Genomic DNA, 22018 nt, shown 5'->3' on the forward strand with positions numbered 1-22018 from the left:
ATGACGATTTTTGCGAAACCCGTGTTCGACGCCACCGTCGTCTACGACGGCAACGAACTGTTCAAGGGCCGCGGCGCGGCCGGCATGTGGGCCGAGAAGCTGGCCGTCGAACTGGAAAGCCCCGTCACCGTCGAGAAGGTCGGCACGGGCTGGGCGCTGTGCGGCACCGTCGATGGCGTCGCCGTGCGCTGGGGCATTCATGGCCAGCGCCTGGCGCGACTGGAACCGGCCGCTTGACATGTCCATGACGCTGGTTTACTCCACCGAAAGCGGCCGCATGTGCCCGGCGTGCCGCCAGCCGCTCGCCGGTTGCGCCTGCAAGGGCGCGGCCGTACCGCTGGGCGACGGCAACGTGCGCGTGGCACGCCAGACGAAGGGCCGGGGCGGCAAGTGCGTCACGGTCGTCAAGGGGCTGGCGCTCGATGCCGCCGCACTGGCCGTGCTGGGCAAGCAGTTGCGCACCGCATGCGGCTCGGGCGGCACCGTCAAGGATGGCGTCATCGAAGTGCAGGGCGACCATTGCGACGTCGTGATGGACGTGCTGACCAAGGCCGGCCACAGGCCGAAACGGACGGGCGGCTGATGCCACCGTCACCAACCAGAAGGGATTGCATGAAAACGATGTTGCTTGCTGCCGGCCTGGCAGCCGGTGCCGCGGCCTGGGCCGCACCGGTTGCACCGGTTGCACCTGTCGCACCTGTTGCTCCTGCCGCCGCCGTACAAACCCGCGACGTGCCCATCAACCAGTTCCTGCAGGGCCGCCTGCCGGTGCCGGTGGCATTGAACGTGCCGGTACCGGTGGAGTACGCCCAGTCGGGTGTCAAGCGGGTCGGTTATTCGTACTGGATGCGTCCGGCGGATGCGGCCACGGCCACGGCGGAGAAGTTGCCGACCCGCAATGGCTACATGGTGGCGTCGCTGGCGACGAAAGTGACGTACGACGCACGCCACAAGGTGTTCTACGGCATCGACGATCCCGGCACGCTGAACAAGATGAAAAGCGTGGCGACCAACGTGCAGGTGCGCCAGTTCAAGGACGCCAAGCATCCGGCCGTGCTGCTGTCGATGAACAGCGGCACGACGGGCCAGCCCGCCTACTTCATGTACATGGCGACGGGCGTCAAGAACGAGGTGTTCTTCCTGTCGTTCCAGCCGCTGGACGGGCGCCGCGATATCGGCGACGCCGTGTGGGCGAAGCTGGCGGCCAATATCCGCTAGCCCCGCCCGCGGGGAATACGCTTAGTGCGCGGTTGCCCCGGCCGCGCCGATGCCCGTTTCCGAACGCACTTCCTGGGCCGCAAAGCCGGCCTTGTCGATGGCGGCGCGCTTGCTGCTGTCCGTCACCGAGAACAGCCAGATGCCGACGAAGCCCACCGTCATCGAGAACAGCGCCGGCGACGTGTACGGGAAGATGGCCGTGGCGTTGTGGAACACGTCGACCCACACCGATTTCGACAGCACGGTCAAGGTCACGGCCGTGATCAGGCCCAGGAAGCCGCCGACGGTCGCGCCGCGCGTGGTGCACTTGCTCCACAGGACCGACATGAACAGCACGGGGAAGTTGGCCGAGGCGGCAATCGCAAAGGCCAGCGACACCATGAACGCCACGTTCTGCTTCTCGAACACGATGCCCAGCAGGACGGCGATGGCGCCCAGCACGATGGTCGTGAACTTCGACACGCGCAGTTCGCTGCCCGGGGCCGGCTGGCCCTTCTTGATGACGGTGGCGTACAGGTCGTGCGACACGGCGGAGGCGCCGGACAACGTCAGGCCGGCCACCACCGCCAGGATCGTCGCGAAGGCCACGGCCGAGATGAAGCCCAGGAACACGTCGCCGCCCACGGCCTTGGCCAGGTGCACCGCCGCCATGTTGTCGCCACCCAGCAGCTTGCCGGCGGCATCCTTGAAGCCCGCGTTGGTACCGACCAGGACGATGGCGCCGAAGCCGATGATGAACACCAGCACGTAGAAGTAGCCGATCCAGGTGGTGGCCCACAGCACCGACTTGCGCGCTTCCTTGGCGCTCGGTACGGTGAAGAAGCGCATCAGGATGTGCGGCAGGCCCGCGGTACCGAACATCAGCGCCATGCCGAACGAAATGCCGGAGATCGGGTCCTTGATGAAGCCGCCCGGGCCCATGATGGCGTCGCCCTTGGCGTGCACGTGCACGGCCTCGGCAAACAGCGCGGACGGGCTGAAGTCATACAGCGCCAGCACGGAGAACGCCATGAACGTGGTCGCGCCCAGCAGCATCACGGCCTTGATGATCTGCACCCACGTGGTGGCGGTCATGCCGCCGAACAGCACGTACACCATCATCAGGAGGCCCACCAGCACGACGGCGATCCAGTAGTCCAGCCCGAACAGCAGCTTGATCAGCTGGCCGGCACCGACCATCTGGGCGATCAGGTAGAACAGCACGACGACCAGCGTGCCGGACGCGGCAAACATGCGCACGGGCTTCTGGGCGAAGCGATAGGCGGCCACGTCCGCAAACGTGAAGCGGCCCAGGTTGCGCAGGCGCTCGGCCATCAGGAACGTCAGTACGGGCCAGCCGACCAGGAAGCCGATCGCATAGATCAGGCCGTCGAAGCCGTTGGCGAACACCGCCGCGGAGATGCCGAGGAACGACGCGGCCGACATGAAGTCGCCCGCGATGGCCAGGCCGTTCTGGAAGCCGGTAATGCCGCCGCCGGCCGTGTAGAAGTCGGAAGCCGAGCGGGTGCGCCCGGCGGCCCATTTGGTGATGAACAGCGTCAGCAGCACGAAGGCCGCGAACATGACGATCGCGGTCCAGTTGGTGGCCTGCTTGGTCGACTGGCCCAGGTCGGGTGCGGCGAATACGGCGCCGGCAACGCTTAGGAGAAGCAGGGCAGGCAGGGCGGCCACGCCGCGCAGCGCGAAACGGCCGCTCATGCGCGCACCTCTTCGGCCTGCTTGGCCGGCACCCGTGCGGCGTTCTTGTGGATGGCGTCCGTCAACGCGTCGAACTCGCGGTTGGCGCGGCGCACGTAGATGCCAGTGACGGCGACGGTGAACAGGATCACGAACAGGCCGAGCGGCACGCCGCGCGACATGACGCCATCGCCGATCTTGCCGGCCATGAATTCCTTGCCGAAGGCGTTCAGGGCCGTGAAGCCGTAATACGCGATCATGACGGACCAGGTCAGCATCCAGCCGTAGCGCGAGCGGGTTTTCACCAGTTTCTGGTAATTGGGGTCGTTCTTGACCCGGTGAACGAGGTCTTGTTCCATGGTGCTTTGTCTCCAGTAATTTTTCGTAGGGCCAGCTTGCTTGGGCAAACTGCCAGGCTGAACCCTACGGAAAATTTCTTACCGCTTGCTTACGGATGAGGAGACGGGGGTCTGTCCCCGGTAAGTGCTGGCTTACGGATGAGGCGACTGGGGTCTGTCCCCGGTAAGTGCTGGCTTGAGCGCTGGCACGGGTCGTCACCAGGGGACTGACCCCGGTTTTCACCGCGATCTGGACGAAAACCCGGGTCAGTCCCCTCGATACGGCAACGGCAAGCGCGCCGGCCGTCGCTTACCGGGGACGGACCCCAGCGGAGCGGCGGTCAGCTCATAACCACCGCGTATCCGGCATCTTCAGGAGCCCGGCCAGCTTCGTCAGCACGAAGCGCATCTGCTCGCGCGACCCTGCCATCAGCGCGATGCGCACGTACTGCCGGCCCTCGCCATCGCCGTTCATCGAGAACGCGTCGCCGCCGGCGACCAGCAACTGGTGGCCGCGGGCGATGGCGGCGAACTGGTCGCCGCCGCTCCAGAACTCGGGCAGCTTCAGCCACAGGTGATAGGCGGTCGGCAGGGCGGCATAGTCGAACTGTCCCAGCAGCTCGCGCGCCATCAGCTGGCGCTGCCGGGCCTCGGTGCGCTGGGCGTTGCACAGTTCCTGCGCCTTGCCGCTGTTGATCAGGGTGGTCGCCAGCTGGGCGGCCAGCGGCGACACCATCCACACGCTGGTGCGCACGCTGGCGGCCAGCCCCGCCAGCCACGCGGGCGGGCAGTGCAGGTAGCCCAGGCGCACCGTCGACGAGACGGATTTCGACAGGCTCGTCAGGTACAGCGTCCGCTCCGGCGCATAGCTGGCCAGCGGCAGCAGCGGCGTGGGCGCGAGGAAGCCGTACAGGTCGTCGTCGACGAGGATGAAGTCGAACTCCCGGGCCAGCGCCGCGATCGCACTGCGCCGCGCCGCCGACATTACCCGGGTGGTGGGATTCTGGCAGGTGGCGATGCAGATCACCATGGCGGGCCGCTCGCGCTGGCACAGCTCGCGCAGGCTGGCCGGGTCCATGCCTTCCTCGTCCATCGCCACGCCGCGCAGGCGCCGGCCCAGCCCATGCACGACGGAGGCCACGCCCGGGTAGCACAGCGACTCGCCCAGCACCAGGTCGCCCGCGCGCGTCAGCGCATTCACCGCCACCCACAGGCCATGCTGGGCGCCGGCCGTCAGCAGCACCTGCTCCGGCCGCGCGGCCAGGCCGGCCGCCTGCATCCAGGCGGCGCCGGCCTGGCGGTGCAGGGGATGGCCGCCGTCCGGCGTGTAGTCCAGCATTTCCGACAGCAGCGGCGACTGGCTCAGTTCCAGCAGGGCGGCGCGCACGTACGGTTCCTGCAGCGGCAGGTTGGGCTTGACGATGGACAGGTCGAGCCACCCGCCCATCGGCTCCGCTGGCGGGGACGGGGCCGGGACCAGGGGCGTACTGACCAGCTCGGCCAGTCCTTCCTGCGCGCGCACGTAGGTACCGCGGCCGACCTCGCCCTGCACCAGGCCACGCCGCTGCGCCAGCTCGTAAGCCCGGTTCACCGTGCCCGGCGTCACCCGCAGCAGGGCCGCCAGCTCTTTCAGCGTGGGCAGCCGGGTGCCGTTGCTGAGCACACCGGCGCGGATGTCGCGTTCCAGCGCCGCCGCGATTTTTTCATAGATCGGGCCCTCAGTCTGCACGAGTTCCGGCTGCCACATGGTGTTTCCTTGATTGGGTTGATTAGGGCGATTGCACTATTTTACAACATTGCAAGTCAGTACCGCAGCGATGCAATTCGTTTCCATTCTGCATCTCACCATTACATAGCCTAATAATAAGCGGTTTTCGCAACATCAAACAGAACAATGTGTTGACCGATTGCGATGTTTACACTAAATTAACTAGGCAATTTACATCGAATAAATCGATGTAAGTTTCGAGCGGCACGTCCGCATCCGTCCACTCAGCCGGGAACAGCCCATGTTTGATCGTCATACCCATACCCTTGCCGCCATCGATCCCGAAATCGACGCGGTCATCCAGCGCGAGACGCAGCGCCAGGAAGAGCACATCGAGCTCATCGCTTCGGAAAACTACACGTCGCCTGCCGTGCTGGCGGCGGTCGGCTCGCAACTCACGAATAAATATGCGGAAGGCTATCCCGGCAAGCGCTATTACGGTGGCTGCGACATCGTCGACGAGGCCGAGCGCCTCGCCATCGCCCGCCTGCGCAGCCTGTTCGGCGCCGAATGCGCCAACGTGCAGCCGCATTCCGGCTCGCAGGCCAACCAGGCCGTGTTCTTCGCCGCCCTCAAGCCGGGCGACACCATCCTCGGCATGAGCCTGGCCGAAGGGGGCCACCTGACGCACGGCATGCCCCTGAACATCAGCGGCAAGTGGTTCGACGTGCACAGCTATGGCTTGAACGAAGCCGAGGAGATCGACTACGAGGCAATGGAGCGCACCGCCCATGCCGTGCGGCCGAAAATGATCATCGCCGGCGCTTCCGCGTATTCGCTGCGGATCGACTTCGAGCGCTTCGCCCGGGTCGCGCGCGACGTCGGCGCGTACTTCATGGTCGACATGGCGCATTACTCCGGCCTGATCGCCGGCGGCCAGTACCCGAACCCCGTGCCGCATGCGGACTTCGTCACGTCCACCACCCACAAGGGCTTGCGCGGTCCGCGCGGCGGCGTGATCCTGATGAAGGAGCAGCACGAGAAGGCCGTCAATTCCGCCATCTTCCCCGGCACGCAAGGCGGGCCGCTGATGCACGTGGTGGCCGGCAAGGCCGTGGCGTTCAAGGAAGCGCTGGCGCCGTCGTTCCGCCAGTACCAGGAACAGGTGCTGGCCAACGCTGCCGCCATGGCGGGCGCCCTGCAGGAACGCGGCCTGCGCATCGTCTCGAACCGCACCGAGAGCCACCTGATGCTGGTCGACCTGCGCGAGGCCGGCATCACGGGCAAGGACGCCGAGCGCATCCTGGGCGACGTCTGCATCACCTGCAACAAGAACTCGATCCCGAACGACCCGCAGAAACCCGTGATCACCAGCGGCATCCGCCTGGGCAGCCCGGCGATCACCACGCGCGGGTTCGGCGTGGCCGAAGCGCGCCTGGTTGGCAACTTGGTGGCGGACGTGCTGCACGCGCCCACCGACGCGCCGACGCTGGCGCGCGTGCACGAGCAGGTGCGCGCGCTGTGCCGCGACTTCCCCGTGTACCGCTAAGGACCCGTCATGACCAGCCCATTGCAAACATTGCGCGAGGACAGTTCGGTCTCCGCGCTGGTGGCGGGATTCCTCGCCGTCCTGATCTCGTATGCCGGTCCGCTCGTGATCGTGTTCCAGGCCGCCCGGCTGGCCCATCTTTCCGAGGCGCAGACGTCGTCGTGGATCTGGGCCATCTCGATCGGCAGCGGCCTGACGGGCCTGGTGCTGAGCTGGCGCCTGAAGACCCCCGTCATCACGGCCTGGTCCACCCCGGGCGCCGCGCTGCTGGTGACGATGCTGACCACGATGCCGCTGGGGCAGGCGATCGGTGCCTATATCACCAGTTCCGTGGCAATCACGCTGATCGGCCTGTCCGGTGCCTTCGACCGCTTCATCAGCCGCATCCCGAAGGGCATCGCCGCGGCGATGCTGGCCGGGATCCTGCTGCGCTTCGGCACGGAAGTGTTCACGTCGATCAAGGCCAACCCCGCGCTGGTGCTGCTGATGGTGCTCACCTTCCTGGTCGCCAAGCGGGCGTTGCCCCGGTACGCGATTGCCGGCGTGCTGCTGGTCGGGACCGCGTTTGCCGTCACGACCGGCACCACCCACCTGTCGCAACTGGAGCTGGCTGTCGTGCGGCCCGTGTGGACGACGCCCGAATGGTCCTGGCACGCGGTGTTGAGCCTGGGCCTGCCGCTGGCGCTCGTCACGCTGACGGGCCAGTACGTGCCGGGCATGGCCGTGCTGCGCACGTCCGGCTACCAGGTGCCGGCCAGCGGCATCATCGCCACGACCGGTTTCGCCTCGCTGCTGCTGGCACCGTTCGGCGCCCATGGTGTCAACCTCGCGGCCATCACGGCGGCCATCTGCACGGGCAAGGAAGCCCACGAGAACGCCGACCGGCGCTACGTGGCCGGCGTGGCGGGCGGCGCCATTTATGTGGTCGTCGGCACGTTCGGCGGGGCGCTGGCACTGCTGTTCTCGTCGCTGCCGCACGAACTGATCGCCGCGCTGGCCGGCCTGGCGCTGATCGGCGCCATCACGACGGGGCTGATCGGCACCGTGCAGGACGAAAGCCACCGCGACGCCAGCATCGTCACCTTCCTGGTGACCGCGTCGGGCATGAGCTTCCTGGGCCTGGGCGCCGCGTTCTGGGGCCTCGTGATCGGCGGCGCTGCCTACCTCGTACTGCACAAGCCGTGGAAACGCCCGGCACCGCAGCTTGCAACCCTGAAGAAGGCTTGACGAACGATGACACAATCCTTTGATTTCCTCGTGGTCGGCGGCGGCATCGCCGGCATCGCGGTGGCCTCCGAGCTGGCGCGCCAAGGCAGCGTGCTGGTGCTGGAACGCGAACAAAGCCTCGCCTACCACACGACCGGCCGCTCGGCGGCCATCTCGATGGAGAGCTACGGCAACGCGCTGATCCGCCGGCTTACCTGCGCCTCGCGCGCGTTCTTCGAAGAGCCGCCCGCGGAACTGACCGGCGACGCGCTGAGCGCGCCACGGGGCGCCCTGATCCTGGGCGACGAGGCGCACTGGGGCAAGCTGCAGGCGCGCTACGGCGCCGTCAGGCAGCACGTGCCGAGCGCCTGCTGGGTCGAACGCGGCGACATCGCCGAGCTGGCGCCGTTCATGGCGCCGCAGTGGATCGCCGGCATCTACGAGCCAAGCGCGTTCGACCTCGACGTGCATGCCATCCACAGCGCCTTCCTGCGCGGCCTGCGCCTGCGCGGCGGGCAGGTCCGGACGTCGACGGAAATCGTCGCCGCCAGGCGCGAGGGCAGGGCATGGGACGTGCGCCTGGCCGACGGCAGCCACGTCGCGGCCGGCACCATCGTCAATGCCGCCGGCGCGTGGGCGGATGTCGTGGCGCAGCGCTGCGGCGCCACGACTTTGGGCATCCAGCCGTTGCTGCGCACGGTCGTCGTGATCGACCCCCAGTGCGAGGTCACGGATTGCCCTTACATCGGCACCGTCGACGAGCAGCTGTTCATCAAGCCCGACGTGGGCCGCCTGATGGTGTCGCCGTGCGATGAGACGCCGGCCGAGCCGCATGACGCGCTGCCCGACGAATTGGGCGTGGCGATCGCCATGGACCGGCTGGAGCGGGCCACGACCTTGCGCCCACAACGCATCATGAACCGCTGGGCCGGCCTGCGCGTATTCGTGCCGGACCGCAGCCCCATCGTCGGCGCGCATCCGGACGAGGAAGGCTTCGTCTGGTGCGCCGCGCTGGGCGGCTACGGCATCCAGACGGCGCCCGCGATGGCCCGGCTGTGCGCGGCGCTAGCGACCGGCAGCGGCGTGCCCGCCGACCTGGCCGGCATCGATGCCGCCGACGTGGCACCCGGCCGCGTGCTCGGGATGGCCGCCCAGGCCGTCACGGCCGTGGCCGAACTGGCCTAGCACAGCACCGATTTCGTCGTAGTTCCCCTTTATCTTTCGACTTACTCACCCACAAGGAACCAGCATGAACCAGGTAACAGAACGCATCGACCTCGCCGACGCAGCGGAGCGCAGCATCGTCTTCACGGACAAGGCGCCCCTGCCGCTGGGCACCTATTCGCAGGGCGTCCGGGTCGGCAACATGGTGTTCCTGGCCGCGCAAACGCCCGTCGTGCCCGGCACGAACGACATCGCCGAGGGCGGCTTCGAAGGCCAGGTACGCCAGACCTTCAGCAACCTCAAGACGATGGCCGAAGGCTGCGGCGGCACGATCGACGACATCGTCCAGGTCACCGTCTACATCACCGACATCGCCAAGTTCCCCGTCATGAACGCCATCATGGCCGAATTCTTCCAGCAGCCGTACCCGGCCCGCACGACGGTCGGCGCCGCCAGCCTGGCGCGCGGCACGCTGGTGGCGATCGACGCCATCCTGGTCCAGCGCAGCTGAGCACCTGCGGCCTGCGGCTGCGGCCAAGGGCCGGGGCCGCTTCGTTGTTCAACCACCCAAGGAAAACGAATCTGTCATGAGCATGGAAACGGGTTACCTGCTGCGCTGCCTGCACTGTCATACGAGCTATGCAAAGAATGAGGTCGGTTATTGCTGTCCCACCTGCGAACTGGACGGCGCGCTGGACGTGCTGTACGACTACGAGCGCATCGGAGCCAGCTTCCGCGCCGACGTGGCCCGCCGTGACGCCTTCGACATGTGGCGCTACCGCAGCCTGCTGCCGATCCCGGCGGATTTCCGGCCGGTGCTGCACACGGGTGGCTCGCCCCTGTACACGCTCAGGCACGACGAGCGGGGCAGGATCCTCGTCAAGGACGACACCCGCAACCCGACCGGCTCCCTGAAGGACCGCGCCAGCGCGCTGGCGGTGGCACTGGCCAGCAGCCGCGGCTACGACACCATCGCCACGGCCAGCACGGGCAATGCCGCTGCGGCGCTGGCCTGCATGAGCGCGGCCAGCGGCATGCGCTGCGTGATCTTCGCCCCGGACAGCGCACCAAGGGAAAAACTGGCCCAGATGCGTGCCTACGGCGCCAGCGTCATCGAAGTGGCGGGCGGCTACGACGAAGCATTCGTCGCCTGCTATGAAGCGTGCAAGGAAAACGGCTGGTACAACCGCAGCACGGGCATCAACTCGTACATGTCGGAAGGGAAGAAGACGGTCTCCTTCGAGATCGCCGAGCAACTGCACTGGCAGGTGCCGGACCGCGTCTTCGTCCCGGTCGGCAATGGCTGCATCGTCGGCGCCGTCTACAAGGGTTTCCACGAGCTGTACCAGATGGGCTGCACCGACCGCGTTCCCCGCATCATGGGCGTGCAGGCCAGCGGCAGCGACTTCATGTACCGCGCCTGGCGCGCGGGCACGGGCCCGAACGGCGCGACGGCGCAACCGGCCCGCACGTCGGCCGGCAGCATCAGCGTGGCCCTGCCGCGCGACCGCATCAAGGCGCTGCGCGCCATCGAGCACAGCGGCGGCGAATTCATCACCGTCACCGACGCCGAAATCTTCGACGCCGTCACCGCGCTGGCGCGCGGCTGCGGGGTCTTTGCCGAAGCGGGCGCCGCCGCGGCGTACGCCGGCATGCAGAAGTGGGGCTCGCTGGCGGCGGACGAGACCGCCGTCGTGCTGGTGACCGGGACCGGGTTGAAGGATATTGCCGGGTTGCTCAGGAGTGGGGTGCTGGCGGAGGCGGTGGGGGAGCGGCAGGTGGTGGCGGCTTGAGGGCGGTTGCGCCGTTGCGCAGCGAGTTTTGCACCATGCTGGTGGCTTGGTGACACCGCGTACGCGCTACGGCGGGTCGTCGCGGTACTCGAACAGCAGTACCTGGTTGCCGTCGGGGTCACGCAGCAGGAGATGGGACCGTCACGGTACGCATCTGGATGCGCCGCGAATTGTGGGCAACAGCTGGCTTACCTATGATCCATGCAAGGTTCCATCGAGATCTATCCATCTCACTACAGGAATCTCATAGAAGTACATATTCAGGTTAGAGTCAAACTCATCCACTGCTTCTGGCGGCCAGAGGTCGCGGAGATAGCTCACGATCTCGCTGCTGGAAGCGTCCCAGACTTTTCCGAGGGGTCGTCGGGCCTGCAAAACTTGATCTTCCCCTGGTCGAGCCACAGTGTCAGGATTTCGAAAAAGGTGCGTTTCTGGTCCGTAAACGACATGCCTCTGTTGTTACCCTCGATTGCACTGAATAGCCCGGATATCCGTAATCCGTACGAATCGCTATAGATTTTTTTCCAGGTTCGGTACTGTCATGATCTGTCTTTAATGCCAGCAATATGGAAATGCGCGTTACCGTGCTATCCCTGCATGCGGAGTGCAACGTCGGCTATTTCTGCGCTTCGATCAATGCTCATCTCCCAATCTGTCGAATGCCTTAATGCCATCGTCCAAGTACTTTACCGTGGTCTCAACCGCAGGGGAATTGCCGAATGCTGTGAGCCAAATTCCAAGCTTGGCAGTACTTTCGAGCAATACGGTGGCGTTAAGCTTCATTGCGAGTTGCTCGACTAGCTCTGTCTCGGTTACTGGCAATGTAATTTCAGACGGCCAGCTAATCAGGGCACCTTGCGCGAAACCTTCGGTGTATTGTGTGAACTGCATAAACCCTATGGCGTCAGCCAACGGATGTTCAAACGACTCTACTTCCATTCCAGTTATCGCTGTCCAAGCGTCAACCACGTTTCTCTCAGCTATGTACGATCGAAAAAAAATCTGTATAGACGTTACGTTACCCACGTTTTTCGCTCCTGCTACGTTCGGCATTTCTCTGGTGTGTGTGACTTATCGCCGGCGATCCCAATTGATACGTCCCATCGGTACTGCAAACGCACCCGGGGCGTTTAGGAGGGGAACTGTCTTGCCTACCCAGGCCTCGTCGCGAAGTCGAGAACTTCGTGCACAGAGGGTAATACATTACCACCGTTTTACTCGGTTCGCTCTCATAGTCTAACGTGGAGCAAGAAGGGTGTCTTTCTGATCGTGCGCAGAGTGCCAAACTTGTTCAAAGTCCGTTTTAGTTATTTCTGAGGGCTGGAATTGCGGGTCGAGCGCGATCTCTTCTATGGGCGGAAGGGGGCTTCACTCAGTCTGGCAGTTCCTATATGCTCTTCTTTACTCGCGTAGCTGCACGTCCCATCGGTATAAATCTCAACTTTACGATGTTCCCACAGTTCGCCGTCAAGTTCGCTGTATAACCGGATAGGTTCAGTCTCGATAGCGTGAAACCATATTACGCGAAAGTATCTCATTCTTTAAGACCCTTTTCGCTACATGATTGTGATTCGCGGATATCAGTCGTTTCATTCATTGCTAAAAATTGGTTTAGCCGGCAGAGCTGCAACTTGAAGGCGCTATCAGCTTGATAATATTCCAGAAATTGGACATTCTCGTCATCTAGCGGCGAAGCGGGAGCAGGGTGCTAAAACGAAACTGACAAGCCTTAGTGAAATAAATCCAACCACACTAACGTTGTAGCGCGTCTGACGGGTCTGCCGGAGAGATAGTTTTTTCCGAAACCGCTTCAGCGACTATCCTTAGAATCTTTTTATCGTTCCATGCGTCAACGAAATCAAACACGGTGAACAGCTCGACATTATCCTCCTCCGCGGTAGCACAGCATTCCCGCAAATAATCGCCTTCGCATTGAGTAGAACCGCGGCTCAACGCCTTACCATAAGGGCTTGCAGCATAGCAACTTATAGCGTTGCGAAAAACCAGTGTGTGTTTTTGTTCTTGCCAATCAACGTAGTCGATTTCTATTGCTGCGGGCTGCATCCGCAAGGCCGTTATGCTCGCGTCGCTAAGAACCATCTTATCAAAATTAAATTTCATATTGCTCATTTGTATCCACGCCAAGGAACTCTCGGCATCCAGCCCGAAGGTAATCCCGCCTGAGGTGATTAGCCTTTCTGTCTTGGTCGATGCGGAAAGGTTTATAAGCAGACGCCCTGCATCAAGAAATACACGTAAAGTGCCCGGTTCATCTTTAATGCTTACATCTGGCCAGTCCGTAGTATTCACTACTGGGATGCCAGTTAAGCTATTCACACACTGAAGATCGACCACTGGAAATTTTCGGATCACCTTCCCAGGCAGAAGCAAGCATATCTCGATAATCGCATAAGATATGCCGCCGATGGATATTTCAAGAAAGGAAGATTTAAAATCTCCAGTTTGCCAATAGAGCTGCCATTCATGCGAGTGGTTTTCGCGGCACAATTTGAATGGCAGGTAATCACCAAATTCCGCTCTGAATTCACCGCTGTTCAGAGCATCGATTATGTTCAGCAATTCATTATCCTCGGTAGCCGGCAGAGCTTCAACTTGAAGGCGCTATCAGCTTGATGATAATTCCCAATTTGGACATGCTCATCATCCCGCGCCGAAGCGGGAGCGGGGTGCTAAAATGAATTCCACCATGACGATGAATTCCTTATAGTCGGGTTGCCAAATGTGGTAGCGCGGCGCAAACTTAGAAACAGAGCCCATGGCTGACCACTCGCTTCTGTGTTGATTGGCAGAGCGCGATATCGCGAGCGCCTGATGCGATACGGATTTTTCCTCTCGGAAGCTATTCAGGCTTTTGGAGCTAAAATTCCGTGCTGGGCAAGAGCGGCTTGTAGAGAGGGTGAAAGTTCGGAGTCTAGCGCGTCCCACCCATATAATTCGCATTCTTGCAATAATCTAGTCAGGCCCGGCGTCCCAAAAAAATGAATTATATCCCAAACTAAATCCACGTCGAACCCGTTTTCCGCATCGCCTTCCTGCAGAATCTTCCTTAGCTCGTTAGCATCCTTGTTCTGATATCCCTCGATGCCAGCTATCGGTGCAATGAGCCCGGCTTTTAACATGTAGTAAACGAATGCTACCACGTCTTCACGCCAATCCTCAGGACTTCGTCCATATTGTCCACCACACACATTTGGCAGCATCGCATTTGGGGAGAAATCTTCCAGCCCGAGTGCAATAGTTTGTCGTTGTATATCGATATCGAATTTCATCATTAATCACCGATTCTAGGAAACTTGAATTTCGCGACATTGCCGCTATTGATGGCTTTGATTGCGGCGCTATTCACCTCAACCGTTGCGGTAGCAGCGGCTGTGCTGGCGGAAGCGTCGCCAGCGACGCGGTAGGTAATTACGCTTCCGTCCGGCATTTTCGCCACCCAAGATTTCCCGCTCATAATCGGTATTACCTTATCTGGTGCTTGTCCATTGAACGCTGCCTTTGCGAATGCCTCTGCTGTGGCATTCGGTGATGCAGAGGCCGGCATGGGAATGGGCGTACCTAGTCCGCCAATACCCGGGGGGAGTTTTCCTTCGCGGTCAAGGAGCGAGGGGGGCACGCCACGTGGATCATTTCCTTCAGCGCCGCCACGCCCCTTGCAGGGAGTTAAACCCAGTGGATCAACTAGATTGACTGGATTGCTAGCGTACATGTAACTGTTGCTGCCTCCCACCAGCCCAATTGGGTCTATCGAGAGGAACCGGCCCATATCGGGATCGTAATAGCGCAATTGGTTGTAATGTAGCCCAGTATCGGTGTCGTAATATTGCCCTTGAAAGCGAATCGTTTGCGCTGGATCTAGCCCCCCAGGGTCGTTGAAGCTCTTTGTTAAACGCGTTTCATCAGGATGAACCGCCACGTTGCCCCACAATCGATATGCAGCAGCCCAGACTACGCCACCTTCCTGGTTTGTCAGCTCGCGCGGTGTCCCTAAATGATCTGTATGAAAGTGTCGCACATCAGCCGGACGTATGGGGCCGGCGACAGAAATCGAGTCCACGCGTGCCAGCGGCACGAATGCCTCTTCACCGTACACGTACGTCCTGGAATGGCTACCCCGCTGCTCGCAAAGCAACCGATTACCATCCCACACAAACCGCGTAACGCCAAACGCGTCCTTCTTCGCAATCCGTCGCCCAAACGCATCATAAGCATACCGAACCGTCTGAGCGCTGTCGGAAGCATTGCGTGCGACGATGCTCTTGACCATCTGATGCGCGGCATTCCACTCGAACCGCATCCGCGTATGCTTGCCGATCAGCTTCTCGACGACATTGCCATGCTCGTCGTAGTCATATCGCTTGTCTTCATAGACCCGGATGCGATTGCCCTCGACACGGCCAACCGACGCGACGGTGGTATCGAGCAGATTGTGCGCCGGATCGAAAGCGAAGCGCTCCGACAGGTTCGGCTGCACGGCCGACAGGATGCGCCCGATCGGATCGTAGCTGTAGCGCGTAACGCCGTTGCGCTGGTCGTCGATCGACACGAGATTGCCGACCTCATCGTACTCGTACTTGCGCGCGATGACGGGCGCCGCACCCTCGCCGGCAGTAGGCTTGCCGGCAGTTTGCGACAGCAGACGGCCGACGGGATCGTACTGGAACTGGCTGACCAGCGCCCCCTGGGTGCGGCTGACCATCCGGTGCGCCCGATCCCGCTCAATGTCGGTAATGAGCTCCCCATCCAGGTTGATCTGGTGCAGGTGCCCCGAGCCGTAGTACAGGTTGTTCAGCACGCGCCCGTCCGGCAAGGTCGTCTGCACGCGATTGCCCAGCTCGTCGTAGGCGTGACGAACCAGCGTGCTGGCACCGGCGGCTTCCGTCTGCTCCGACACCAGCTGGCCCAGCGCGTCGTACGCCATCGTGACGGTCGCATCCGCATTCATCGCCTGCGTCATGCGGCCCAGTGCGTCGTAGGCATAGCGCAGGCGCAGCTGCTGGGCCTGCGCGATACCCGTCACGCGCGCGATCTCCTTTTCGATCAGCTGGCCCAGGCTGTCGCGCACGTAGGTGGTCGCAATCGGGGTGGTTTCGGTGCGCGGTGCGCAGCCCAGCTCTTCCTTGCCGACCAGCAGGCCGCTGCCGTCGTAGCGATAACGTGTCAGCCGGGCATCGAAGCTGGTCTCCTCGATCAGGCGGTCCAGCTCGTCGTAGACGAAGCGGTGGACGTCGCCGTTTTCGTTGATCAGCTCGGCGATGCGGCGCGCCGTGTCGTAGCGGTATTCGAGCACGCCACCGCGCGCGTCGATGCGTTTGAGGGGTTTGCCGTCGCGGTCGAGCTGGTACGCGGTGCGGTGGCCGGCGGGATCGATGTGCGCGACCAGGCGGCCGAGGTGGTCGTATTCGTAACGCTCCGTGGTGCCGTCCGCGTGCGTGACCGCCTGCAGGCGGCCCAGGGTATCGTACGAGTACGTGCTGGTGTGGCCATTTGGATCGGTCGCGCGGACCAGGCGGCCTTCGTCGTCGTAAGCGAAGTGGCTGGTGCTGCCCGAGCAGTCCGTGTACGCGATCAACTGGCCGGCGCGGTTGTAGGCCAGTTGCTTGACGCCGCCGCGTGCATCCGTCACTTTCACCGGCAGGCCACGGTCGTCGTACTGGTACGCCGTGCGCTGGCCCAGCGCGTTTGTCACGCTGGTGAGGTTGCCCTGGTTGTCGTAGCGCAGTACCGTTGTCGCGCCCAGTGCATCGGTGATCAGGGCGGGCTTGTCGAAGCGGCCGTCGTAGACGATGCCCGTGCCGCGCTCGCCCCGTTCGACGCGGATCACGCGGCTGCGCTCGTCGTAGCGGTAGCGGATCGTGCGCCCGGCCGGGTCCTTCAATTGCAGCAGGTTGCCGTTGCCATCCAGCTTGTAGCTCGTGCCGCCGCCGGCCGCATCCAGTTGCGCGATCAGGCGGCCGCGCAGGTCGAAGCGGTACTGCTCCTTGCGGCCCAGCTGGTCGATGACGACCGTTTCGTGCGGCCGGTATTCGAACTGCCACCACTGGCCCGTGTTGGTCCAGTTGCGAAGGACTTTGCCGCTGGGGTCTTCGAGATCGTATTCGTAGCGCGAGACCAGCCCGTCCGGCTGGCCGTGCTCCACCATGATGTGGTGGCGGTAGGCGAACTGGCGGACGACGTCGCCGGCGCGGTTGCGCACGCGGCGCAGGTCGCCGTGGTCGTCGTAGTCGTAGCGCACCAGCGTTTGCGCGGTCTGCTCCGGCGAGGCCGGCAGCAAGGTCACGGACAGCAGACGCACGTCGCCGCGCACCTGGCCGAATTCCAGCACCAGGCTGTGGCCGGCGCTGTCGTCGATGCGGGCCGGCAGCTGGCGGGCGTCGTACTCGATACGGATGTGGTTGCTGTTGGCGTCCTGCCAGCCGGTCAGCCGCGCGATGCCGCCGCCGTACAGGATGGCGAACTGCGTGCGCAGGCCGTTGCTGTCGACCAGCTCGAACGTGCTGTCGTCCGTGCGCACCAGGGTGATCTGTTCGGATGGCGAATAGATCGATTCGCCCACCCGTGGCAGCGAGAAGGTGATTTCGCGGTCGAACGCATCCATGACGACGACTTCGTCCGCGCTGACCTGCAGCGTATCGCTGATGGGCAGCGCCCAGCCTTGGCCCAGCCAGCCGACCTTGCGCTGCGCGGAGCTGTAGGTGCGCTGCCAGACGATCGGCAGCGGCGCCGGCAAGGTGAAATCCAGGTCCAGCTCGCCCAGCAGGACCTTGGCGCCCGTGTTCGGGTTGACGGGTTTGCCGATCTGCACGCAGGGATATTCGCTTTTCGCCACACCCTGCTTGGGCGGCGGCGCCTCGGCCGGCTTGGGCGCCTCCGGCTTGGCGGCCGTGGCTTTCGGCGCACCGGCCTCGGCGGCGCCCTGCGCGCTGGCGATTTTCGGCTGCAGGCCCGGGTGCCGCATCAGCTTGTCGCGGTTCTGGCCCACCCATTCGGCGAAGCGGGGGCCGAGCTTGCTCTTCGACAGGTTCTGCACCAGCATCGAGTTTTGAACCTGGCCGCGCGACAGGTACAGCACCAGCGCCGTCAGGATGGCCTTGACGAGCAGCATCTCGCCTTCGGCGAACGCATCGGCGGCCTGGCGCATCAGCCGCAGGCGCTTCTCATGGGCATCGTCCGGCAGTTCGCCGGCGCTCCAGGCACTGGCGAAGCCTTGCGCGAACAGCTTGCACAGGTCGGGCACCGTGCGGCTCATGTCCATCACCAGCATGCCCAGGCCCATCCAGACGAGGATCTCGGTGCCGATCGCCAGGCCCGCCTGCGCACCCATCGCCGCACCCGGAATGGCCCCCACGCCGCCAACCAGCGCACCCACGGCGCCACCGGCCGTGGCGCCCAGCACGGCACCGCCGCCCAGGTACAGCGCCATCAGCTTCATCATCTCGTGCAGCAGGTGGATCACCATCGAAAAATCGATGCCGGCGAAGCGCTCCTTGAGCAGCGCGACAAAGCGCGGCTGCGAATCGTCCAGCGCGGTCCGGACGGCCCACATGCAGCGCACCGTGTCGATCTTCATGCTGGCCGCGGCAACGCTGGCCAGCGACTCGCCGACCTGGTTCGACCAGCGCTGCACGCGGTGCGCGATGTCGATCCGGGCCTGGTTGCCGGCGTCTTCGTACGTACGGCGCACCGACTCGAGCGCGCGGGTGAATTCGGTCCAGCTGTTGAGGGAATCTGGCATGGTTTCAACTGCGAATTTTGGGAGGTCGCCGGCACCGATCCGTTCAGTGGACAGTGCATTTCTGATAGTATAAACAGGATTTATCAAAAACCTAATATTGTGTGTCGGCCGGCCTCGCGCCGCCGCACGCGCCAGGCGTTCGCCGGTCCGGGCGGCGGCGCAATGCATTGCTGTGCCAACTCGGACGTACCGATGCAGGAGTCGCAAAATGTCATCAGAATCGCTCGATAGCCCGGCCAAGGCCGGGCTCGTTCCCCAAGGAGCCGCGAAGCCGTCCGACCTGCCGGCCGCCGGCAAACTGGCGGTCAGCGCGGCAGCCCTGGCCGGTGTCGATGCCAAGGCGCTTGGCGTGGCCAGTACCGCGCTCGACACGGCCAGCCTGCTGCAGGCCGGCGCCGGGGCGTCGGCCCTGGCAAGCGGCGCGGTCGGTCTTGCCGGCCTTGCCAATCCCCAGCTGGGGCAGGCACTGCAGGTGGCATCGCAAGTCCAGTCGTTGGCCCAGAAAAGCGACGCCTTGAGCGCGCCGGCGCAACAGGCCGCGGCGCTGGTCAAGGAAGCGCCGACGGCGCTGGCGGAAACGGCAGGCGCGGTGGAAAAGCTCGTGATCGCCGAGCACCCGCTGGCGGGACAGGCCGTCAGCGATTTCGCCGTAGCCGAGGCGCCATTCGTGCCGCCCGCCATCGATCCGGCCGGGCAGGGCGACGTGGCGACGGCAGCCGCCAGTGCGCTGGCGCAGTTCAGCGACGGCCGCCGCCTGCTGCGCTTCTACTCGCCGCTGGCGGGCGACAAGGCGCTGCTGATCGAGTCGCTGAGCGGCACCGCCGCGATCTCCGAGCAGTTCTCGTTCAACCTCAGCCTGATCTCGGAAAACGCCGGGATCGACCTGAAGGACATGATGGGCAAGAATGTCAGCGTCAGCGTCCAGCTGGCCGACGGCAGCGAGCACTTCATCAACGGCTACGTCCATTCGTTCGGCTTCAGCCACTCGGACGGCGGCTTCGCGTTCTACCACGCCCAGATCGTCCCCTGGCTGAGCTACCTGAAGCAGCGCGTCAACTCGCGCATCTTCCAGGACCAGAGCGTGCTCGAGGTGCTGGACGCCGTCTTCAAGGGCGACTACAACGGCCTGGCCAACTACGAGTTCCGCACCGGCCAGACCTACAAGCCGGAAAACTTCATCGTCCAGTACGACGAGACGGACGAGCATTTCGTCTGCCGGCTGATGGAACGCCATGGCCTGTTCTATTACTTCGAGCACAGGCCGAACGGCCACGTGATGGTCATCAGCGACGATTCGCGGTCGGCCGCGTTCTGTCCGCCGCAGGAAGACCATGCCGAGGTGGAATTCAACGGCGGCAACCGCTGGCACGACCAGGACAGCGTCACGGCCCTGGCCGCCGAACGCAAGCTGCAGTCGACCAAGGTCGCGCTCAATACGTTCGACTTCAAGTCGCCGAACACGCTGCAATACGTGGAAGTCCCGACCGTCACCCGGCAGGGCGACATGCCGACGATGGAAATCTACGACGGCAACCCGGCCTTCTCGTACAGGGACAAGGACGACGGCCAGCGCGAGGCGCGCCAGCGCCTGGAGGTGCTGGAGTGGCAGGCCAAGGTGTTTGCCGGGGCATCCGACTGTCGCGGCCTGGTGGCCGGCCATACGTTCAAGCTCCTGGGCCATCACTGGTTCGACCCCACGGGGGAGGGCGACAACGACTTCCTCGTCCTGTCGGTGCAGTACAACGCCCGCAACAACTATTTCGAACGGGGCCAGAGCGACGTCTACCGCAATACCTTCACGGCCATCCGCCGCAAGATCCCGTACCGGCCGCGCCGCGCCCATCCGGCGCCGCGCATGCCGGGCCCGCAATCGGCCACGGTAGTGGGGCCGAAGGGTACGGAAATCCATACCGACAAGTTCGGCCGCATCAAGGTGCAATTCCACTGGGACCGCTACGGCCGCCGCGACGAGCGCAGCTCCTGCTGGATCCGCGTGTCGCAGCCGTGGGCGGGGCAGGGCTGGGGGACGATCTCGATTCCCCGCATCGGCCAGGAAGTGATCATCGACTACCTGGAAGGCGATCCCGACCGCCCCGTCTGCACGGGCCGCCTGTTCAACGCCGACCAGCCGGCCCCGTACGGCCTGCCGGACGGCGCCCACATGATGGGCTTCAAGAGCCGCTCCACGCCGGGTGGTGGCGGCTTCTGCGAGATGGTGATCCACGACCAGAAGGGCAAGGAGCTGATCAATATCCATTCGCAGAAGGATATGGTCACGACCGTGCAGAACACGCAGGCGACGGTCGTCAACGGACCGCACCAGACCAACACGGTCAGCAGCGGCTTTCAGACCAACACGGTCAAGCAGTACATCGTGACGACGGCGCAGACGGGCCACATCCACGAGACGGCCAAGACGAACATCGAGATGACGGCGCAGGATGCGCACATCCACCAGACGGCCAGGACCAATATCGAGCTGACGGCGCAGGACGACTACATCCACCAGACCGCGAAGACGAATATCGAGCTGGTGGCGCAGAACGCCCACCTGCACCAGACGGCCAAGCAGAACATCGAGCTGACGTCGCAGACGGAGCACATCCACCTGAAGGCCAACACGGACATCACGCTGGAAGTGGGCGCCAGCAAGATCGTGCTGCAGCAGGACGGCACGATCCTGATCCAGGGCGTCAACGTCGCCGTGATGGGCAGCCGGATCGACCTGAACAAATGAGCGAGCAAGGACCAAGCGAGAACCTTATGCCAGAAACCCAGCTGTACCACGCCAACCACGCCACCTTCGCATTGCCCGCGCAGCTGAAGGACAAGACGATGCACATGTTCACGCTGCGCGACGACGGTCCCAGCGAGTTCAACGTGGTGGTGTCGCATGCGGACGTCAAGCCGGAAGAACGGCTGGAGGAATTCGGCGACCGCCTGGCCATGGAGTTGACGCGGGCGCTGCCCCGGTTCCAGCTGAAGGCGATGACCGAGCGCAGCGTCGACGGCGCGCCGGCGCTGGAACTGGTGTACAGCTGGCGCAACGAAGCGGGTTATATGCACCAGCGCCAGATCATCACCCTCGTGGCCGGCAGCAAGCCGGGCACGCGCGAGGCACTGCTGCTCGCCGCCACTTGCCTGTCCGCCTTCACCGACGAGTGGAACGCCGCGTTCGACGCCATCGTCGACAGCATCAAGCTGCGCCGTCCGCTGGCCGAAGCGCCAGCGGCGCCAACCAGCATGCCCGCGCGCCCGGCGCTGCCGACGATCTTCGCGCTGTCGGAGGCGCGCAAGACGCTGCACGTGTTCGCCAACAAGGATGAGGTTGCGGCGAAGCTGTCCGCGCGCGACATGGAGCAGGACCGCTGGGAATTCTACGACGCCAACGGCACGCGCTTGCTGGCCAGCGTCACGCGCGGCAGTGGCGGCCTCTCGCTGCTGCGGCCCGCCGGCACGCTCACGCTCGAGCGCACGGCCGAACCGCAGGGGGCCAAACTGGGCGAGCGCCTGCACCTGGCGCAATACATCCAGGCCAGCTCGTCGAGCGTGCCCTTCTACAGCCTGACGGAGGTGCGCGCGCACCTGGAGCAGGTGGCGAAGGCCTGA

At 63.9% G+C, this 22018-nt stretch carries 17 protein-coding genes and 1 pseudogene; 10 read left to right on the top strand and 8 right to left on the bottom strand.

The features are described 5' to 3' along the window. The 3 genes from PX653_RS05605 to PX653_RS05615 are packed head-to-tail and all read left to right on the top strand — an operon-like array spanning window position 1 to window position 1218. Window positions 1-237 carry a hypothetical protein gene (locus PX653_RS05605; protein WP_277416925.1) on the top strand — a complete coding sequence of 79 codons (237 nt, stop codon included), beginning with the start codon at window positions 1-3 and terminating at the stop codon, window positions 235-237. A gap of 1 nt (window position 238) precedes the next feature. Further along, on the top strand, window positions 239-583 hold the full coding sequence (locus PX653_RS05610) for a translation initiation factor Sui1 (protein WP_277416926.1): 345 nt from the start codon (window positions 239-241) through the stop codon (window positions 581-583). 29 nt (window positions 584-612) lie between these two features. Then, on the top strand, window positions 613-1218 hold the full coding sequence (locus tag PX653_RS05615) for a hypothetical protein (protein WP_277416927.1): 606 nt from the start codon (window positions 613-615) through the stop codon (window positions 1216-1218). A 21-nt stretch (window positions 1219-1239) separates the two neighbouring features. Here the strand turns inward: PX653_RS05615 and PX653_RS05620 are convergent, their stop codons facing one another. The 3 genes from PX653_RS05620 to PX653_RS05630 all read right to left on the bottom strand — a co-directional run bounded on the left by PX653_RS05620 (window position 1240) and on the right by PX653_RS05630 (window position 4980). Next, the gene (locus tag PX653_RS05620) at window positions 1240-2916 is read right to left on the bottom strand and encodes a cation acetate symporter (protein ID WP_277416928.1); all 1677 of its coding nucleotides are present in this window, start codon (window positions 2914-2916) and stop codon (window positions 1240-1242) included. Then, window positions 2913-3254: a DUF485 domain-containing protein gene (locus PX653_RS05625; protein WP_277416929.1), complete on the bottom strand. Its 342-nt coding sequence runs from the start codon at window positions 3252-3254 to the stop codon at window positions 2913-2915. Before PX653_RS05625 ends, PX653_RS05620 begins: the two co-directional genes overlap by 4 nt. Before the next feature lie 325 nt (window positions 3255-3579). After that, complete coding sequence (locus tag PX653_RS05630; RefSeq protein WP_277416930.1) at window positions 3580-4980, bottom strand: aminotransferase-like domain-containing protein; 1401 nt, start codon at window positions 4978-4980, stop codon at window positions 3580-3582. A 262-nt stretch (window positions 4981-5242) separates the two neighbouring features. Here PX653_RS05630 and glyA point away from each other — a divergent pair, with 262 nt between their 5' ends. The 5 genes from glyA to thrC all read left to right on the top strand — a co-directional run bounded on the left by glyA (window position 5243) and on the right by thrC (window position 10653). Beyond that, window positions 5243-6490: a serine hydroxymethyltransferase gene (gene glyA, locus PX653_RS05635; RefSeq protein WP_277416931.1), complete on the top strand. Its 1248-nt coding sequence runs from the start codon at window positions 5243-5245 to the stop codon at window positions 6488-6490. A gap of 9 nt (window positions 6491-6499) precedes the next feature. Beyond that, window positions 6500-7717 (top strand): benzoate/H(+) symporter BenE family transporter, encoded by a 1218-nt coding sequence (locus tag PX653_RS05640; protein ID WP_277416932.1) that lies wholly within the window; start codon window positions 6500-6502, stop codon window positions 7715-7717. A 6-nt stretch (window positions 7718-7723) separates the two neighbouring features. Next, complete coding sequence (locus PX653_RS05645) at window positions 7724-8881, top strand: NAD(P)/FAD-dependent oxidoreductase (protein ID WP_277416933.1); 1158 nt, start codon at window positions 7724-7726, stop codon at window positions 8879-8881. Between the two features lie 64 nt (window positions 8882-8945). Then, window positions 8946-9371, top strand: coding sequence for a Rid family detoxifying hydrolase (locus tag PX653_RS05650; protein WP_277416934.1), 426 nt, complete (start codon window positions 8946-8948; stop codon window positions 9369-9371). Between the two features lie 76 nt (window positions 9372-9447). Continuing rightward, window positions 9448-10653, top strand: coding sequence for a threonine synthase (gene thrC / locus PX653_RS05655; RefSeq protein WP_277416935.1), 1206 nt, complete (start codon window positions 9448-9450; stop codon window positions 10651-10653). 633 nt (window positions 10654-11286) lie between these two features. Here the strand turns inward: thrC and PX653_RS05660 are convergent. The 5 genes and pseudogenes from PX653_RS05660 to PX653_RS05675 all read right to left on the bottom strand — a co-directional run bounded on the left by PX653_RS05660 (window position 11287) and on the right by PX653_RS05675 (window position 18409). Next, window positions 11287-11592, bottom strand: coding sequence for a hypothetical protein (locus tag PX653_RS05660; RefSeq protein ID WP_277416936.1), 306 nt, complete (start codon window positions 11590-11592; stop codon window positions 11287-11289). A gap of 297 nt (window positions 11593-11889) precedes the next feature. Further along, window positions 11890-12191, bottom strand: a pseudogene (locus tag PX653_RS28340) (DUF6881 domain-containing protein). Between the two features lie 214 nt (window positions 12192-12405). Continuing rightward, window positions 12406-13233, bottom strand: coding sequence for a hypothetical protein (locus PX653_RS05665; RefSeq protein WP_277416937.1), 828 nt, complete (start codon window positions 13231-13233; stop codon window positions 12406-12408). Between the two features lie 284 nt (window positions 13234-13517). After that, on the bottom strand, window positions 13518-13943 hold the full coding sequence (locus PX653_RS05670) for a hypothetical protein (RefSeq protein WP_277416938.1): 426 nt from the start codon (window positions 13941-13943) through the stop codon (window positions 13518-13520). A 2-nt stretch (window positions 13944-13945) separates the two neighbouring features. Next, on the bottom strand, window positions 13946-18409 hold the full coding sequence (locus PX653_RS05675; RefSeq protein WP_277416939.1) for a DUF6861 domain-containing protein: 4464 nt from the start codon (window positions 18407-18409) through the stop codon (window positions 13946-13948). Between the two features lie 208 nt (window positions 18410-18617). Between PX653_RS05675 and PX653_RS05680 the strand changes: the two genes are divergently transcribed. Together PX653_RS05680 and PX653_RS05685 are read left to right on the top strand one after the other, a co-directional pair. Next, the gene (locus tag PX653_RS05680) at window positions 18618-21146 is read left to right on the top strand and encodes a type VI secretion system Vgr family protein (protein WP_277416940.1); all 2529 of its coding nucleotides are present in this window, start codon (window positions 18618-18620) and stop codon (window positions 21144-21146) included. A 26-nt stretch (window positions 21147-21172) separates the two neighbouring features. Beyond that, window positions 21173-22018, top strand: a complete 846-nt coding sequence (locus PX653_RS05685) for a DcrB-related protein (protein ID WP_277416941.1) — start codon at window positions 21173-21175, stop codon at window positions 22016-22018.

It is taken from the genome of Pseudoduganella chitinolytica (genome assembly GCF_029028125.1).
GTDB classification, from domain to species: Bacteria; Pseudomonadota; Gammaproteobacteria; order Burkholderiales; family Burkholderiaceae_D; genus Rugamonas; species Rugamonas chitinolytica.

Bases quoted from the DNA above. Each gene is read 5' to 3' on its own strand.
- PX653_RS05605 (WP_277416925.1), top strand. From the start codon at position 1: ATGACGATTTTTGCGAAACCCGTGTTCGACGCCACCGTCGTCTACGAC.
- PX653_RS05610 (WP_277416926.1), top strand. From the start codon at position 239: ATGTCCATGACGCTGGTTTACTCCACCGAAAGCGGCCGCATGTGCCCG.
- PX653_RS05615 (WP_277416927.1), top strand. From the start codon at position 613: ATGAAAACGATGTTGCTTGCTGCCGGCCTGGCAGCCGGTGCCGCGGCC.
- PX653_RS05620 (WP_277416928.1), bottom strand. From the start codon at position 2,916: ATGAGCGGCCGTTTCGCGCTGCGCGGCGTGGCCGCCCTGCCTGCCCTG.
- PX653_RS05625 (WP_277416929.1), bottom strand. From the start codon at position 3,254: ATGGAACAAGACCTCGTTCACCGGGTCAAGAACGACCCCAATTACCAG.
- PX653_RS05630 (WP_277416930.1), bottom strand. From the start codon at position 4,980: ATGTGGCAGCCGGAACTCGTGCAGACTGAGGGCCCGATCTATGAAAAA.
- glyA (WP_277416931.1), top strand. From the start codon at position 5,243: ATGTTTGATCGTCATACCCATACCCTTGCCGCCATCGATCCCGAAATC.
- PX653_RS05640 (WP_277416932.1), top strand. From the start codon at position 6,500: ATGACCAGCCCATTGCAAACATTGCGCGAGGACAGTTCGGTCTCCGCG.
- PX653_RS05645 (WP_277416933.1), top strand. From the start codon at position 7,724: ATGACACAATCCTTTGATTTCCTCGTGGTCGGCGGCGGCATCGCCGGC.
- PX653_RS05650 (WP_277416934.1), top strand. From the start codon at position 8,946: ATGAACCAGGTAACAGAACGCATCGACCTCGCCGACGCAGCGGAGCGC.
- thrC (WP_277416935.1), top strand. From the start codon at position 9,448: ATGAGCATGGAAACGGGTTACCTGCTGCGCTGCCTGCACTGTCATACG.
- PX653_RS05660 (WP_277416936.1), bottom strand. From the start codon at position 11,592: ATGGAAGTAGAGTCGTTTGAACATCCGTTGGCTGACGCCATAGGGTTT.
- PX653_RS05670 (WP_277416938.1), bottom strand. From the start codon at position 13,943: ATGAAATTCGATATCGATATACAACGACAAACTATTGCACTCGGGCTG.
- PX653_RS05675 (WP_277416939.1), bottom strand. From the start codon at position 18,409: ATGCCAGATTCCCTCAACAGCTGGACCGAATTCACCCGCGCGCTCGAG.
- PX653_RS05680 (WP_277416940.1), top strand. From the start codon at position 18,618: ATGTCATCAGAATCGCTCGATAGCCCGGCCAAGGCCGGGCTCGTTCCC.
- PX653_RS05685 (WP_277416941.1), top strand. From the start codon at position 21,173: ATGCCAGAAACCCAGCTGTACCACGCCAACCACGCCACCTTCGCATTG.